This is a genomic window from Iodobacter fluviatilis (assembly GCF_900451195.1).
Lineage (GTDB): Bacteria > Pseudomonadota > Gammaproteobacteria > Burkholderiales > Chitinibacteraceae > Iodobacter > Iodobacter fluviatilis.
On record NZ_UGHR01000001.1, the window covers coordinates 2,716,471 to 2,732,345 of the forward strand.

Below are 15,875 nucleotides of genomic sequence, written 5' to 3' on the forward strand. Positions count from 1 at the left end.
CCATCCCCCTGCAGTCTACAATCTGAACATCAGATCGTTTCCCCGCACACAGGATGACTATGAATCACGCTTACCTTTCACACCTTAATGCCACTCTCGAACAAATCCACAACGATGGTTTTGCCAAGCCAGAGCGTGTGATTGCCAGCAAGCAGCGCGCAGATATCACCCTGCAAAGCGGCCAGGAAGTACTGAACTTTTGCGCAAATAATTACCTAGGGCTCGCCGACGATGCCCGCCTGATCGCCGCCGCCAAACAGGGCATGGATGATTATGGTTACGGCTGCGCATCGGTACGCTTTATTTGCGGCACCCAGCAGGTGCATAAAGACTTAGAACAAGCGATTTCTGGCTTTCTAAAGACCGACGACACCATTTTGTATTCCAGCTGCTTTGACGCCAACGGCGGTGTATTTGAAACGCTGCTGGGTGAAGAAGACGCAGTCATTTCAGACGAACTGAACCACGCTTCGATTATCGACGGCGTGCGTCTCTGTAAAGCCAAGCGCTTCCGCTACAAAAACAACGACATGCAAGACCTTGAAGCGCAGCTCATCGCCGCAGATGCAGCGGGTGCGCGCTTTAAGCTGGTTGTCACCGACGGCGTGTTTTCTATGGATGGCATTATCGCCAACCTGAAAGCGCTGTGCGATGTGGCCGAACGCTATAACGCCATCGTGATGGTGGATGATTCTCATGCAGTGGGCTTTATCGGCGAAAACGGTGCAGGCACCCCAGAATTATGCGGCGTGCAGGATCGGATCGACCTTTACACCGGCACCTTGGGCAAAGCACTAGGCGGCGCTTCAGGCGGCTATGTTTCCGGCCGCAAACCGATGATTGATTTACTGCGCCAGCGCTCACGCCCTTATTTGTTCTCCAACACCCTCGCCCCCGCCATTGCCGCAGCCAGCCTGAAAGTGCTGGAAATCTTAGCCAGCGATGAGGGCAAAGCATTGCGCAGTAATTTAAAACGCAATGCTGACTACTTCCGTAGTGCCATGTCTGAAGCAGGCTTTACCCTAGTACCAGGCGAGCACCCGATTGTCCCTGTGATGCTGGGCGATGCCCGCCTTGCTGGAGCCGTATCTGCGGCACTGCTTAAAGAAGGCGTTTATGTGGTGGGATTTTCCTTCCCCGTCGTGCCCAAGGGCAAAGCCCGCATCCGTACCCAGATGTCGGCAGGTCATACACTAGAGCAAATCCAAAAAACGGTGGACGCCTTTATTAAAGTAGGCCGCGAGCTGAAAGTGATTGCTTAATAAAAAAAGTTCTGCAGACACAGAGAAAACCCAAATCTTTAACCTCGGAGGCCACAGAGTTTCACGGAGAAAACAAAAATGAGTGGTCTTTTATGTTTTTTCAGGGTTTTCTCTGTGTTCTGTTTTTAACCTCCGTGCTCTCCGTGTCTACAGATTTTAGGTTTTAGTTTTTATATACAAATAACAATTGGAAGCACCAGATGAAAGCCTTATCAAAATTAGAAGCAGCACCCGGCCTGACGATGAATCAAGTCGAAAAGCCTGCCATCGGCCATAATGACCTGCTGATTAAAATTAAAAAAACCGCCATCTGTGGCACCGATATTCATATTTGGAAATGGGATGACTGGGCACAAAAAACCATCCCTGTGCCCATGCACGTTGGCCATGAATATGTAGGCACCGTGGTAGAAATCGGCTCAGAAGTACAAGGCTTTAAAATTGGCGATCGCGTATCCGGCGAAGGCCATATCACCTGCGGCCATTGCCGTAATTGCCGCGCAGGCCGCCGTCACCTCTGCCGTAATACCGTTGGCGTGGGCGTAAATCGCCCCGGCGCTTTTGCCGAATACTTGGTGCTGCCCGCCTTTAATGCCTTCCCCATTCCTGACGATATTTCGGACGATTTAGCCGCCATTTTCGATCCATTTGGCAATGCCGTGCATACCGCGTTGTCTTTCAATATGGTCGGCGAAGACGTACTGATTACTGGCGCAGGCCCGATCGGCATTATGGCAGTGGCCATTGCCAAGCACGTTGGCGCGCGCCATGTGGTGATTACCGACGTCAACGAATACCGCCTCGATCTAGCCCGTAAAATGGGTGCAACCCGCGCAGTCAACGTCTTAAATGAAGATTTAAAAGACGTGATGAGCGACTTAAAAATGACCGAAGGCTTTGATGTGGGCTTGGAAATGTCCGGCAACCCACAAGCTTTCCGCACCATGCTAGAAACCATGCAGCACGGCGGCAAAGTGGCGCTGCTTGGTATTCCACCTGCAGACACCGCCATCGATTGGAATCAGGTGATTTTCAAAGGCTTAGAAATCAAGGGCATTTATGGCCGCGAGATGTTTGAGACTTGGTACAAAATGGTCGCACTCATCCAATCTGGCCTTGATATCACCCCGATCATCACCCACCACTTCCATGTGGATGAGTTTAAGCAAGGCTTTGAGGCGATGTTGTCAGGGCAAAGCGGTAAGGTGATTTTAAGCTGGGAATAATGTATAAAAAACCCACGATGCAGATCGTGGGTTTTTTATACCTGCTCAAATATCACTTAATAATATTGCATATATCTAGCCTGGCATTCTTCATCTTTCACCCTCTATTTCCCCACACAAATACCGCTTTCCGAAAAATATTGAACTCACCTCTTTACCTAAAGTCAGAGAAACACCTTCATCATTAAGCGATTTATATGAGTAGCCATTTAAAACTGCGTCCTTTAGAACGATCCGATTTACGTTTTGCCCACGAGCTCAATAATAACGCCAAGATTATGCGTTATTGGTTTGAAGAGCCTTATGAGACTTTTTCTGAGCTCACCCAGCTCTACGATCAGCATGTACACGATGTGCGCGAACGCCGTTTTGTGGCCGTAGATAGCAACGATGAAATGGTAGGCTTTGTAGAATTAATTGAGCTGGATTATATACACCGCCGTGGTGAATTCCAGATCATGATTGCACCTGATCAGCAGGGAAAAGGCTACGCGACAGAAGCCACGCTGCTGGCTGCAGATTATGCTTTTGCAGTGCTTAATCTGCGCAAACTTTATTTAGTTGTTGATGTTTCTAATTTAGCAGCGGTACATATTTATGAGAAATGCGGCTTTACTAAAGAAGCCGAATTAATTGAAGAATATTTCTGCAATGGCCGTTATCACAATGTATTCAGAATGCGGCTATTTCAGCATGAATTTTTCGCAACAGCGACGCAAGGCCATTCTATTAACTAACACACGCATAAAAAATGCCCGCGCTTTAATCAAAAGCACGGGCGTGGACTGCAAAAAAACGATTTTTGTTACAACATTCAGGGCTAAAACCGCGCCTGGATTACCCAGCCTAGCGCTCTATTCTCAGGACAAAACAGGCGGTAATTGCCCTGTTAAAGCCTGCTTCTCTTTGCTTGCAGCTCCCAATAATGCAAAACCCAGCAACTGCCCCTTTGCATCAACAAAACGGGCGTCGATGCCGCCTTCAATCTCCGACACTTGCCATTCCCCCTGCGCACCGATGGCAGGTGGGGCGACGATGGTTGGGCAGGCCGGGGTTTTAACCACTACCGGCATGGCGGGATATTTAACCGGGGTGGGTGTTCCGGCCAGCGTAGCAGCCAAGGCGCGGGCGCAGTGCATAATCGGCATCACAAAGGGTAAATTGAGACCCATCACTTCGGCGCAATCCCCCAGCGCGTAGATATGCGGCTGCGAGGTTTGCAGGGTTTGATCAACCACAATACCGCGATTCACTTTTAAACCTGCACTAGCCGCTAAATGAGTACGAGGCTGCAATCCGGCTGCGGACAACAACATCCCCACTTCGATAATCGATCCATCGTTTAAGCCCAGCAAATAACGGCCTTCCATATGATCATAGTTTTTTGCAGAAAATCCAAAATGAAACTCTGCACCGGCAGTAGTTAGTTGCGCCGCTAAATAGCGACCAGCGGCTTCAGGCAATAAGCGGGATAAGGGCCAGCCTGCCGGATCGAACACAAGGGGCTTAATGCCAAGCGCTAATAAATCATTGGCAAATTCGCAGCCAATTAAACCAGCCCCTAAAATGCCAACCGTTTTTAATTCTGGTAGTTTTGCGGCGAATTCTGCGTAATCCTGCAAACTATTCACAGAAATTACATCGTCGCCTGCATTGCCACCCAGCGGTAAATAAATTTGATCAGCACCCAGCGCCAGAATTAAATCCCGATAAACCAGCGCTTGCCCATCAATCAATAAAACCTGTTGATGATTGCTATCGATTCCCACGACTTCGGTATAGGGCAAAATAGCTGCGCTTAATTCTTCGGCCATTTTGCTGGCGGCTTTAATAACCAAAGAAGCGGGCGTTTTTTTGCCCGCTAATGCATTCGACAGCATGGGCTTGGAATAAAAATCTGCAGAATCTTCAGCGATAATCGTTAAAGGCGTGGTTTGATCTGATTTTCGGAATTCTCGTGCTAAGTTATAGGCCGCAAGCCCTGAACCAATAATGATAATAGGATGACTCATTGTCTTTTCCTGTGTGATGCACTTGTAGATCAAAAAAACCAGCGCCTTTGCTCCTGCTGATCGTTATTACGGCAAGGATCAGCAAAACCCCAGCACGGCCTGCGGTTTACTTATACACACCGCGCTAGGTCCTTCTTTTACTGCAAAACTAAGCCCTGTTAATGCACCGGCTCATCCGGCAATATTTGCACGGATGGCAAGCGGGTATTCAAAACCGCTTGGCGCACCGCCTCTATGGCAGCCGCTCGAGGAAAATTGCGCCGCCAAGCCAGAATCACCCGCCGGCTGGGGATAGGTTCTTTAAAAGGCCGGATAGTCAGTAAAGCATCATCTGCAGCGCTAACTGAAGACGCAGGCAAGACGGTCACCCCTATCCCGCCTGCCACCATATGCCGGATCGTCGTCAGCGAGCTACCTTGTAAGGTGCGCTGCAAACTTCCTGCGGGCAAACTTTCGCGGTTCAGATCTGGGCAGGCTTGTAAGACATGATCTCTGAAACAATTGCCTGAAGAGAGCAGTAAAACATTCTCATCAGCCAAAACAGATGAATCGATTTCCGTTTCCTTTTCCCAAGGATGGCCTTTAGGCGTAGCCACCACAAAAGGCTCGTCGTAAACGGCTTGCGTGGCAAGGCCCGCTTCAAAAAACGGCTCAGCGACAATCGCCACGTCGATTTCGCCTTGTTTGAGCATCTCGACCAAACGCGCGGTGTAGTTTTCTTCCAACAGAATCTGCATTTGCGGCGCAGCGATCCGTAGCTGCGGAATTAAATGCGGCAACAAATAAGGGCTGATGGTGTAGATAATGCCCAAGCGCAAAGCGCCAGCCAGCGGATCTTTACCCTGCTCGGCCAGCTGCTTAATCAGCTGCACTTCTTCTAATACTCGCTGCGCCTGCTCAACCAGACGGCCACCAATCGGTGTCAGGGTAACGTCGCTGGCAGAGCGCTCAAATAATGCCACGCCCAGCTCTTCTTCCAGCTTTTTTACCGCTACCGATAATGTAGGCTGCGATACAAAGCAACTGGCGGCAGCCCGGCCAAAATGGCGCTCCCGCGCCACGGCCACGATGTACCTTAACTCGGTCAGCGTCATGCTTTGGCCTGCCAGAAACGAATACCCCAAGTTGCCGCTATCAGCCCGCTAAATCCCAATAAAGCCAATACGGGTAAAGACATGCCGAATAAGCTCCAATCTATAACACCGCATTCGCCATGCCCGGTCAGCACGCCCTTAAAAACCTGCAGCCATGGCTGCGTTTCCATCAGGTAGTTCAGCCCTGGCCCGCAGGAAGGCAGTTTACTTGGATCAATAAAATACTGAATCGCCACATGTCTTGCGGCAACGCCCGCCCCAGCAAGGCCCACAAGGGTCAGTACAATGGGCCAGAAACGGCTCATTTTAGGCAGGGGAATCGCAGCGGCGCAGAAAGACAGCAGGCCAAAGGTAATAAAACCCACTCGCTGAAAAATACACAGCGGGCATGGGCTTAAAAATTGGGTTTTTTCCAGATAGAGCGCAAAGGCAATGGTGCCTGCACAAAAAAGAGACAGGGCCAAATGGCCCAGACGCCAGCGCAACATGTGTACTCCAATAGCCAGTCAATAGATACAGACTATTCTATCAGCCAACTCGATCAAGAGGGAGTTGATATCAGGCAAGAATTGCCGATACCTACACTGCACTGACTGTAATATTGCTTATTCTGACGTTTCAATCGACAAAAAGTCACGCAACTCTTGCTCTTTGGCCATGGCATCCCGATAACCCAGCTCTATCAGTTTGCGCGAATAGCCACTGCAAAAAAGCAGATAGCTGGCCACAACCGAGCCTTGATGACGAAATGCCCCCATCCCGCCAAGCAGAAAACGCATTCCCATGGGAAACTCTGATTTAAAAGCCACAGCCAGCCGCTCCAGAGGCTGTGAAGGTGAAATCGCCAGGACTTTAATCGGCCGCAAGCCCAAGGGAAACTGCCGCACCAAATCAGCAGGCACAGCCGCCAGCGTGCGGTTGATTCGGGTTAAGCGCTCTAAATCGGTATCCAGACCATCCAGAAAAATACTATTCATTAAATGCCCCATTACCTGGGCCAACGTGGGGTAGCGGGTGTGCTTTTCTCTGGCCGAGGGATCTGCCACTTGCGGCGCGACTCCAATCACTAAAATACGATCAGCTCCCAAATGAATTGCAGGGCTGATTGGGGCGATTTGCCGCACCGAGCCATCCCCAAAGTATTCGCGATGTAAACGCACAGCAGGAAACAATAAAGGAATCGCCGCCGAAGCCATCAGATGATCAACGGAAATACTGGCCTTTACCCCCACTCTGGAAGCGCGGTGCCAGATATCCAGATCTGCAGCACCTTGAAAAAAAGACACCGATTGCCCCGATGTATAGCCTGAAGCAGAGATCGATAAAGCACGCAAAGCCCCCGCCTCTATGCTTTGCTGAATACCAGAGAAATCCACCCTGTCCACCAGCAAATCACGCAGTGGCGCATTATTTAAAAAAGCACGCGGATTATATTTACCCAAGCCCCCTAAAAACAAAGACACTAACCAATGACCTGCCGTCGCCAATAATTGCCCAAGTGACGCTTGATAAATCATTTCCGGGCTTAATCCCTGCCAGAGCCTTGCCAGCTCAAACACAGAGCGGCGAAAATGGCCGGCCCCAGCTGCAATCGCCACCGCATTAATGCCTCCTGCCGAAGTGCCACAGATAATAGGAAAGGGGTTGGCCGCGCCCTTGGGCAATAATTTTGCAATGGCCAGCAACACGCCCACCTGATAAGCAGCCCTTGCCCCCCCTCCCGACAAAATTAAAGCCGTACTGGAGGGATGCGTCTGCATTCGTTTGATCCCCATCTTGCGCCTCTTGTTTCTTTTTTATTTTTAAACAGGCATAACAAACCAGTCTCTCTCTTACGCTAGTTCTTAGCGGGCAAGGCTGCAAGATTGTCAGAAAAATAGCAGGGTTCACTTGCAGATTTCATGCTCAGGCATCAAAAGATCACAAAAATGGCCGTCAAATATTTTCTTAAATAAAGTGCAAAATTGCAGATTATTAAAAACTGTACTAACAGGGATTGGTCTTATTACGCGCAGTTCGGTATAATGCCGTTTTGGCGACTAAGGATTCTGCACCATGCGCGTGATTCAGAAGGCCCTCACCTTTGACGATGTACTTCTCGTCCCGGCCCACTCAAACATCCTCCCACGTGATGTCGATCTATCGACGCAATTCACACGCAATATTCGCCTGAATCTGCCGCTGGTTTCTGCCGCGATGGATACAGTGACCGAGGCCCGCCTCGCCATTGCAATAGCCCAAGAAGGCGGCATGGGGATTATTCATAAGAATATGACCCCTGCAATGCAAGCAAAAGAAGTATCCAAAGTAAAACGTTATGAATCAGGCATTGTAAAGGATCCGATTACTGTATCCCCAGACATGCTGGTACGCGACGTTCACGAACTCACCCGTCAGCACAAAATCTCAGGCTTGCCTGTCATCGATAAAACAGGCCAATTGGTCGGTATCGTCACCAACCGCGATTTACGCTTTGAAACACGCCTTGATGTGGCGGTCAGCAGCATCATGACGCCTAAAGAGCGTCTGATTACGGTCAACGAAGGCGATTCAATCGAAACCGCCCGCGTACTGATGCACGAACACCGCCTTGAGCGCGTGCTGGTGATCGACGAAAACTTCAAGCTCAAAGGCTTGATTACCGTTAAAGACTTGATCAAAACCTCCGAGCACCCCAATGCCGCCAAAGATGACCAAGGTCGCCTGCGTTGCGGCGCAGCGGTTGGCGTAGGTGCAGGCACTGAAGAGCGCGTGAAGTTGCTTTCAGAAGCCGGTGTGGATGTGATTGTGGTAGATACCGCCCACGGCCACAGCCAAGGCGTGATCGATCGCGTGCGCTGGGTTAAGCAAAACTTCCCGCACATCCAAGTGATTGGCGGCAATATCGCCACCGCTGCTGCCGCTTTAGCTTTGGCTGAAGCCGGTGCCGATGCGGTTAAAGTGGGGATTGGCCCAGGCTCAATCTGCACGACGCGTATTGTGGCTGGCGTGGGCGTTCCGCAAATTACTGCGGTCGCCAATGTGGCCGATGCGCTGGCAGGCACGGGTATTCCTCTGATTGCAGACGGTGGTATTCGCTACTCTGGCGACATCTCTAAAGCTATTGCAGCGGGCGCAAGCTCGGTGATGTTGGGCGGCTTATTTGGCGGCACGGACGAAGCGCCAGGTGAAGTGGAGCTATACCAAGGGCGCACTTACAAGAGCTATCGTGGTATGGGCTCTTTAGGTGCAATGGCCGGCAGCAATGGCTCGTCTGATCGCTACTTCCAAGACAATGTAAACAACGCCGACAAGCTGGTTCCAGAAGGCATTGAAGGCCGTGTTGCTTACAAAGGCCCGATTACCGCCATCATCCATCAGTTGATGGGTGGCCTGCGTTCATCTATGGGTTATCTGGGCTGCAAAACCATCACAGAGATCCACGAAAAAGCCGAATTTGTGCAAATCACCGCCGCAGGTATTCGTGAATCGCATGTGCATGATGTGCAAATCACTAAAGAAGCACCAAATTACCATACCGATTAATCAATCTGATTACCCGATATACAAAAGGCCGGAATTGATTCCGGCCTTTTTTTTAAAGCTTCAATAAAACAAGAAATACATTAGCAATAAATGGCGCCGATACTAAGGCGAAATAGTGAGAACCACATAATCCTCATAATTACCCACATCGACCTGCTGCAAAGGAGGGATAACGCCGCAAAAATAAATGGGCGTTACAATGCCAGCCGAAACTGAAACGCTTAAAGCATCTTTACCCGTACCCAGCTCAGGCGATTTGCACGTTGATTTATACAGGTGATAGCGAAGCTGGCTGCTGCCGCCGCTGATATTACGCATTCTCCTGTCAGTAATGGTGCCAGAAACCTGGCTAGGACCAAACGAGATAGACAGTTTTCCAGCCTGTGTGCAGCTTGCAGTAATGAGCTCCTGCCTGATGGTTTCGGTACCTAAGTTTGGGGCATATTGCCCAAAAGCCACTTCCTGCACTGATCCAAAAGAGCAAGCCCCCGCCATGGAATACGCAGGCAGCAAGGCCACTGCAATACCGATGATTTTTTTAATGAACATACGCTACTCCCTGCTACAGATTAAATCACCCAGATCCAGCACATCACCCGCAGCATCAGGCACTTCAATCCAGGCCGAGCAAGGCAATCCTTTGTTTTGTATTTCAAACGCGTATTTTCCAGGCGCGATGTCTTCCAAGTAGATTTTTCCATTGATATCGGTCATGGCGGATAAATCACCTTCAGGCAATTTTAAGCTCAGGGTGGTGTTGACCAAAGCATGCTGCTGAGCATCTACAATTCGCGCTTCAAAAGCCCGTAATTTTTTCGCCGCAAAAACAAGGTGCCGCCCCATATTTTGCCCCGGCATCACATCAAGCCTAAGCTTCGGCAGGGTATATTCAATAGGAATATCATCCTGCACCAGCGCAATTTGCTGCTGCCCGTAGTTGCTTAATTCGGGCACCCACAAATAGCCCTCTTCATCGGTATGACCAATCAGCTGGCTATTTTGCGTAACCCCAACCCCGGACAAACCCTCACTCTGCACCAAGGCAAAGCTTTGGTTTATGGGACGACTTACGCCCCAATGGCCATCCACATAAGCCACAGCGCCTTCGGCGGCCACGCTGTAACTGCTGCGGCCTGCATATTGCCTTGCGCTGGCCGTGAGCTGAGATTGCGCAAACCTCCCCTGCACATAGGCATCCTGTGATGAGCCAATCCGATCATGCTCTGCATTAAACCGATAGGACCAGCCCTCGCCTGCAGGGGTATTTTTGGCGTAATAGGCATTCATTCTTTGCTGATTAAATTCATCACGCTGAAAACTGGTGCCTGCCGATTGATTGCCATCGAACAGCCAAGTCAGATTCACAAAACCCTGACTTCCATTATTCCGAATTGAAAACGATGTTGATACTGAGAAATCCCGCGCCGGGCTTGCAGAAAAACTCAGCCTTAAAGCATTTGCTGTTTCTGCCGTACCCCCCGCCTGGCGCATCAAATCCACACCCCAATTGCCTATGCTTTGATTGCCAAAACCAAAGCCCACGCTGCCATTCCATGCAGGCACAGGCAAATCAAGCATAGATGCCAGGTAATGGGCGCTTTGCTGCTGTAGCATGGCGCGTACATTAAAAGCCTGCTCTTCATAACGATAGTTAAACAGGCTTGCCTGCCCCTGTTCTCCGCCATTTTTAGCCCATGATGCGGCCACACCCAGTACGCCGTAATCACCTAGGCGGAGATTGGCTAGAGCGCCTGCGCTCTGATACCCCGGAGTACGCTCCGCACGCACACCCACGGTCAGATAATCACTCACGCCGTAACGGTGCAGGCCCGAAAAGGCAAGGCCCTGATAGTGATCAAAGCCCTCTTTGCGCTCTGCACCTAAGTTGTAATTAAACTCGTTCAAGCCGGATTTCAGGAGGGAATCATCAAAATAATAAGGCAGGTTATAAACCTGACGATTGCCGTACTGGTCTTTCACCACCACAGCAATATCCTGAAATCCTGAAAAATAGCTTAAGTCCTGAAACTGATACATCCCCGGCTGCAGATCAACATTTTTAACAATCACACCATTGATATAGATTTCGGCAGTGGATGGGCTGGTGATAGGCGCTCCGCCATTTAAGCCCGGCTTTGTTTCAAAATAAGGCTGCATGGAGAACACGCGGCTCACCCCTATCCCCGCCATCGGCACACCACGCCCCAATGCTCCTGCCGTGGGGGAAAGATCACCCAGCGTGATACGCATCATCTGATCTGGGCTATCGTAGCTCAGCGTACTATCCAGCCGCAGCCAGCCCTGATCATGGCTTTGGTAATCGTGCCGACTGCGCAGGTTCCAGCCCTCCGAGGCAATATTTAAAGTGGGCGCAAAGCCCATCCCAGTTTGCCCGCTGGCATCTCGCCTTGCTGATACGGTGTAATTTAAATAGGCCGATGTACCACCCTCCCAGGGGCGGATATGATTTTGCTGCGAGAAATTAGAGATTTGTAAGGGCAATAAAGCCGGTTCGGCCTGAAGACTGGCTTGCAGCAGATCCAGATCAAGATTAGCTTTTACGCCGCTAATCTGATCCATCCGCACAAAACGACGCCCAGAAAAAAGCTGGCTGCTGCCTTTCACTTCACTCAGCCCCATGCCCTTTAAAGCATCTGCATCCAGCCAGTAAATATCGGCATCTACTCTGGCCTCAAGATCGCCCTTCGCCATGCCATTGAGCATGATATTAATAATCAGCGGCTCGGCAGCGGCACTTGCAAAACGGCAGCTACATAATAACAAGACCCATAGAGCAATTTTACGCGCCATTATTTACAAGCCGATGTGGCAATATCCAAGGGCACACTCAGGCTGTGACGATCAAAAGACACATCAATAAGATGCTGGCCTGGCGAGCAGTGCGCCAAAGGGAAATGGTATTCGCGCTCTGTGCCTGCCAGTAAATACCATGCACTGAATTCTTGCTGATCAAGCTTCAGCGTTTCGCTTTTAAGCGAAGACAATCTTAATGTGGCATTGCCCGTGTTTTTAAGTGTAAAACTTAAATCCCCTTTTTGCAGTTTGATGTTGTCCATCGTGGCCGCCCTATTCAAAACCGCAGGTTGTACAAAAATGGGCACGCCAAAACTCAATACCATCGACAACTGAGAGCTGCCCGCCTCGCTTTTAAGCGGCGGCTGCTCATTCACATACAAGCGGTAAGCCAGCTCATCAGCGGCTCTGGGCACGCGTAAACCAATACGCACAACACGCTGGCTGTGCGGGGCGATTTCTGCCTGCTTTGGGAAAAACAGCAGATCGCTGGTCTCGTTATAAAGATCTTCGCCAGCCGCATCCTGCTCCCAGCGCTTGGCATCCAGCGCCACCCGCAGCGGCGTATCACCCACATTGGCAATCGTAATAGAAGACGTCTTGTCTTTCGCCGTAAAATCTAGCCGAACTGGCGACACAGAAAATTGCGCGGCAAACGCAGGGGCACAAAGCAGGCTAATCCAGCCCGCGAATAAGAGCATCAAGAGCTTTTGCATATCAGGCCCTTTATTTAAGTAAGTTTTGATCGCGCCAACCTGCCACTCTGAATAGAACGTGGCAAACATAGCGCAGAGAAAGACACAGACACCACAAACCCTGCCTTGCAGCAAAGTGGCCCGCATCTTAAGGAAAAAGCTGATTAAGTTGTCTTATCAGGGCCCAGTGCGAGAACCGGACTCCAACTAGGGAATGACAAGATCAGAAACAGACTGATTTTCCCTCGACCCGAAGCGTCTTTAAAAAACCCAGCGTGCACACCAGATTGTTTAAAAATAGAGGCAATACACATAGAATGCCTCTTTAGCAGAGTATTTAAGGTGCGACTGTCAGCACAACCGTATCAGCATAATCACCCGCCTTGGCATTTTGATAGGCAGCGCCTTCAACAACCGCAGTCAGCAATACTTTATTTTCTGTTAAGCCGCCCTCGCCCACGCCAGATGTTTTATCTGCCGTCAGATTGTATTCAATCAAATCACTGGCATCGCCATCACTTAATTTAATATTTTTTTTACCTTCGGCACCATTTAAACCATCGTTCATTGAAACGGTATAGCTTGTACCCTTGGAACACCAAAAGCTGATATCTGCTGTTGTTTGTTTTTGTGCATCAACACCAGGCGTCATATCCGGAATAGTCATCGTGACATCGGATGGATTTACAAAAGTACAAACAGGCAATACTTTGCCTAATACATGGACATTTACATTAGCAGCAAAGGCAGGAAAAGCAGCCGAAGCAAATAAAGAAGCCAAAATCATTTTTTTCATTGAATCCCTCTTTTATTTAAATGAAGTCAGTAATAAGAGAGGTAATTCTATAAGAAATTTCCTACGGCAATAAGCTAAATACTTTACAAAAAAAGAGTGATCTATATCATTTAAATGCTGATCGAGAGGTACTTTTACATTGCATTAGAATAGACTAATGCAGAAATAAAAAATTATCACAAGGATAATAAATTATGGATTTATCTTTAAAACAACCAAATCAGAATAATCCCCGGTTTTAATTGCAAGATAATCCGCACCACGTACGCTAGCACTTAGCTTTAAAGGAATCAGCACGGCCTCACCCGCACCAGTGCCGCTACTCAGGCTGCTTTGCAAGTTATACGGCAGATAATCCCCCCCTTTGATGCTGCCCATTTTTCTGCCCTGCCCCAGCCCCTGATTAAAGTAGCGCCCATTATCAAGCTCCACCTTGTAATGCGTGCCTTTAGAGCAGGAAAAACTCACCTCACCGATCACCTGGCGATCCCCCTGCCCGGGAGTTAAACCACCAAAATTAAGCACCACATCATCAGGCCGAGCAAAAACACAGCTCCCTGCGACTTCAGCACTCACACGCTGAGATTCCGCAAACGCAGAAAAAGAAAGTGCAGTAAAAAACAAACAAGAAAAAAACCGGCAGATATTACTATTCATTTAAAACTCCATCACAACCCGCTCTACGGCCGATGCACCGCTATTTTCAGTGCGCTTAAATGTGCGCACAAAATTTAAAGACCGAGAGCAAATTGAAGCAGCTGTCGTTAATACAACTGCTTTATCAGAAACGGTGCAACGGGGCAGCACCCTAGATTGCACTTTGATATTAATCGCCCATGCTGATTGGGTAAACAAACAGCATAATAAACAGCAGCTAACAGATCGCATCATATTCTCTGGAAAAAACATATCGCAAGGTAATTAGTCTGAATAAACAGCCCGGCCATTTATTCAGACATGATTAATTACTGAAAACAAAAATCAACATCAGGCTTTTTACCGGAAATTAAATCGGCAATAGCCAGTGCCGAGCCACAACATTCTGTCCAGCCCAAGGTACCATGCCCGGTATTGAGCCACAAACTCGGATAGCGTGTACGGCCAATATAAGGCAAATTGCCGGGCGTTGCCGGGCGCAAACCTGTCCAGAACTCGGCCGCAGCATAATCGGCACCATTTGGAAAAATATCTCTAACGCGATCAATAATTGCTTTGCAGCGTACTGCATTCAGATCCAGATTATACCCATCGAACTCTGCAGTCCCGGCCACGCGCAGATAATCCCCCAGTCTCGAGAAAACCAACTTATGCCCATCATCTGTCAGGCTGACAGTTGGCGCACAATGATCCGCACGCACCGGAATCGTGGCTGAATAGCCCTTGGCCGGATAAATATCCAGATTTATCCCCAAGGGGCGCAAATGCAGTGGGCTATAGCTGCCTAAGCTCACCACAAAAGCATCTGCGCTCAGAGACTCTGTCCCCTCAGCCCCCTCTACCCGCACCGCTACCACATCCCCGCCCGCACAATCAAAACCAGCGATTTCGCAATCATAGCGAAACTTCACCCCGGCTTGCTCGCAGAGAATGGCCAGTTCATTGGTAAATAAACGCGCATCACCCGATTCATCACTCGGCGTATAGGTGCCCCCCACAATAGGCCGCATCGAATTGCGCAAAGCAGGCTCAATCAATAAACACTCGGCCGCAGATTTTACCTGCCGATCAAGACCCAGCTCCCCCATCAGCTTTGCCGCAGGAATAGCCGATTCAAACTCAGCCTGCTCAGTGTAGTAATGCAATATCCCCTCAGTGCGCTGATGGTATTCGATTCCGGTAGCCGCCCGTAAGGATTGCAGGGTGTCGCGGCTATATAAACCAAGGCGCACTAGGTTTTGCAGGTTGTAACGCGCTTTCTCCCGGGTGCACTGTTGTAAAAAACGCAAACCCCAGCGCCATTGATGCCAATCGAGCTTAAAGCGAAACAAAAGCGGCGCATCTTCTTCACCCAGCCACTGCAATGCTTTCCAAGGAGCCTTGGGATTAGCCCATGGCTCCGCATGACACACCGATATTTGCCCGCCATTGGCGTAGCTGGTTTCCCTTGCCGCCTCCGGCGCACGCTCAATCACCGTCACCTCATGCCCCGCCTGGCTTAAGAACCATGCCGAAGTAATCCCTATTACGCCCGCCCCCAGTACAATCACCTTCATGTTTTTCCCTTATGAATCAATTTCAAATCGAATACGTTTTCAAGCAAAAACCAGGCAAAAAATATCGCAGCCACTCATCATTTTTTTATCCGGCAGCAAAAAAATGAATTGATACGCGCAAATCAAAGCAGACAATATGACTTGTATTAGAAAATATACTGGGCCCGGCAAACAGATTGATTCAAGCCACGCCACAAACCCTGTACTAAATGATTTTTTACAAAAAGATTAACAAATG

Annotated in this window: 14 protein-coding genes; 4 read left to right on the top strand and 10 right to left on the bottom strand. The window is 49.4% G+C overall.

All coding sequences use genetic code 11. The features are described 5' to 3' along the window. Positions 1–59 precede the first annotated feature (59 nt). The 3 genes from DYD62_RS12565 (at position 60) to speG (ending at position 3,225) form a co-directional block, all read left to right on the top strand. Complete coding sequence (locus DYD62_RS12565) at positions 60–1,262, top strand: glycine C-acetyltransferase (protein WP_115227651.1); 1,203 nt, start codon at positions 60–62, stop codon at positions 1,260–1,262. 200 nt (positions 1,263–1,462) lie between these two features. Beyond that, on the top strand, positions 1,463–2,488 hold the full coding sequence (gene tdh, locus DYD62_RS12570) for an L-threonine 3-dehydrogenase (protein ID WP_115227652.1): 1,026 nt from the start codon (positions 1,463–1,465) through the stop codon (positions 2,486–2,488). Between the two features lie 197 nt (positions 2,489–2,685). Beyond that, on the top strand, positions 2,686–3,225 hold the full coding sequence (gene speG / locus DYD62_RS12575; RefSeq protein ID WP_115227653.1) for a spermidine N1-acetyltransferase: 540 nt from the start codon (positions 2,686–2,688) through the stop codon (positions 3,223–3,225). Positions 3,226–3,348: 123 nt separating this feature from the next. On the opposite strand, the gene DYD62_RS12580 is transcribed toward speG, so the two are convergent. From DYD62_RS12580 to DYD62_RS12595, 4 genes are all read right to left on the bottom strand, one after another. Continuing rightward, complete coding sequence (locus tag DYD62_RS12580) at positions 3,349–4,500, bottom strand: FAD-dependent oxidoreductase (RefSeq protein ID WP_115227654.1); 1,152 nt, start codon at positions 4,498–4,500, stop codon at positions 3,349–3,351. A gap of 158 nt (positions 4,501–4,658) precedes the next feature. After that, positions 4,659–5,594, bottom strand: a complete 936-nt coding sequence (locus tag DYD62_RS12585; protein WP_115227655.1) for a LysR substrate-binding domain-containing protein — start codon at positions 5,592–5,594, stop codon at positions 4,659–4,661. After that, positions 5,591–6,082 carry a disulfide bond formation protein B gene (locus tag DYD62_RS12590; protein WP_115227656.1) on the bottom strand — a complete coding sequence of 164 codons (492 nt, stop codon included), beginning with the start codon at positions 6,080–6,082 and terminating at the stop codon, positions 5,591–5,593. The genes DYD62_RS12585 and DYD62_RS12590 overlap by 4 nt, the downstream gene beginning before the upstream one ends. Positions 6,083–6,199: 117 nt before the next feature. Continuing rightward, a complete protein-coding gene (locus DYD62_RS12595) occupies positions 6,200–7,354 on the bottom strand; it encodes a patatin-like phospholipase family protein (RefSeq protein ID WP_115227657.1) in 1,155 nt (384 codons plus the stop codon). Positions 7,355–7,649: 295 nt separating this feature from the next. Between DYD62_RS12595 and guaB the strand changes: the two genes are divergently transcribed. After that, positions 7,650–9,119, top strand: a complete 1,470-nt coding sequence (gene guaB / locus DYD62_RS12600; protein ID WP_115227658.1) for an IMP dehydrogenase — start codon at positions 7,650–7,652, stop codon at positions 9,117–9,119. A gap of 102 nt (positions 9,120–9,221) precedes the next feature. Here guaB and DYD62_RS12605 read toward each other — a convergent pair whose 3' ends face one another. The 6 genes from DYD62_RS12605 to DYD62_RS12635 all read right to left on the bottom strand — a co-directional run bounded on the left by DYD62_RS12605 (position 9,222) and on the right by DYD62_RS12635 (position 15,637). Beyond that, complete coding sequence (locus DYD62_RS12605) at positions 9,222–9,668, bottom strand: Csu type fimbrial protein (protein ID WP_115227659.1); 447 nt, start codon at positions 9,666–9,668, stop codon at positions 9,222–9,224. 3 nt (positions 9,669–9,671) lie between these two features. Next, positions 9,672–11,930 carry a fimbria/pilus outer membrane usher protein gene (locus tag DYD62_RS12610; RefSeq protein ID WP_115227660.1) on the bottom strand — a complete coding sequence of 753 codons (2,259 nt, stop codon included), beginning with the start codon at positions 11,928–11,930 and terminating at the stop codon, positions 9,672–9,674. Then, positions 11,930–12,649 (bottom strand): fimbrial biogenesis chaperone, encoded by a 720-nt coding sequence (locus tag DYD62_RS12615; RefSeq protein ID WP_165928632.1) that lies wholly within the window; start codon positions 12,647–12,649, stop codon positions 11,930–11,932. Before DYD62_RS12615 ends, DYD62_RS12610 begins: the two co-directional genes overlap by 1 nt. 316 nt (positions 12,650–12,965) lie before the next feature. Further along, positions 12,966–13,424 (bottom strand): spore coat protein U domain-containing protein, encoded by a 459-nt coding sequence (locus tag DYD62_RS12620; protein ID WP_115227662.1) that lies wholly within the window; start codon positions 13,422–13,424, stop codon positions 12,966–12,968. Between the two features lie 192 nt (positions 13,425–13,616). Then, a complete protein-coding gene (locus DYD62_RS12625) occupies positions 13,617–14,081 on the bottom strand; it encodes a spore coat protein U domain-containing protein (RefSeq protein WP_115227663.1) in 465 nt (154 codons plus the stop codon). A gap of 308 nt (positions 14,082–14,389) precedes the next feature. Continuing rightward, on the bottom strand, positions 14,390–15,637 hold the full coding sequence (locus DYD62_RS12635; protein ID WP_115227665.1) for a D-amino acid dehydrogenase: 1,248 nt from the start codon (positions 15,635–15,637) through the stop codon (positions 14,390–14,392). Positions 15,638–15,875: the final 238 nt, after the last annotated feature.

Coding starts and splice junctions, on each gene's coding strand:
- DYD62_RS12635 (WP_115227665.1), bottom strand. CDS start 15,637: ATGAAGGTGATTGTACTGGGGGCGGGCGTAATAGGGATTACTTCGGCA.
- DYD62_RS12610 (WP_115227660.1), bottom strand. CDS start 11,930: ATGGCGCGTAAAATTGCTCTATGGGTCTTGTTATTATGTAGCTGCCGT.
- DYD62_RS12585 (WP_115227655.1), bottom strand. CDS start 5,594: ATGACGCTGACCGAGTTAAGGTACATCGTGGCCGTGGCGCGGGAGCGC.
- speG (WP_115227653.1), top strand. CDS start 2,686: ATGAGTAGCCATTTAAAACTGCGTCCTTTAGAACGATCCGATTTACGT.
- tdh (WP_115227652.1), top strand. CDS start 1,463: ATGAAAGCCTTATCAAAATTAGAAGCAGCACCCGGCCTGACGATGAAT.
- DYD62_RS12620 (WP_115227662.1), bottom strand. CDS start 13,424: ATGAAAAAAATGATTTTGGCTTCTTTATTTGCTTCGGCTGCTTTTCCT.
- DYD62_RS12565 (WP_115227651.1), top strand. CDS start 60: ATGAATCACGCTTACCTTTCACACCTTAATGCCACTCTCGAACAAATC.
- DYD62_RS12590 (WP_115227656.1), bottom strand. CDS start 6,082: ATGTTGCGCTGGCGTCTGGGCCATTTGGCCCTGTCTCTTTTTTGTGCA.
- DYD62_RS12580 (WP_115227654.1), bottom strand. CDS start 4,500: ATGAGTCATCCTATTATCATTATTGGTTCAGGGCTTGCGGCCTATAAC.
- DYD62_RS12605 (WP_115227659.1), bottom strand. CDS start 9,668: ATGTTCATTAAAAAAATCATCGGTATTGCAGTGGCCTTGCTGCCTGCG.
- DYD62_RS12625 (WP_115227663.1), bottom strand. CDS start 14,081: ATGAATAGTAATATCTGCCGGTTTTTTTCTTGTTTGTTTTTTACTGCA.
- DYD62_RS12595 (WP_115227657.1), bottom strand. CDS start 7,354: ATGCAGACGCATCCCTCCAGTACGGCTTTAATTTTGTCGGGAGGGGGG.
- DYD62_RS12615 (WP_165928632.1), bottom strand. CDS start 12,649: ATGCAAAAGCTCTTGATGCTCTTATTCGCGGGCTGGATTAGCCTGCTT.
- guaB (WP_115227658.1), top strand. CDS start 7,650: ATGCGCGTGATTCAGAAGGCCCTCACCTTTGACGATGTACTTCTCGTC.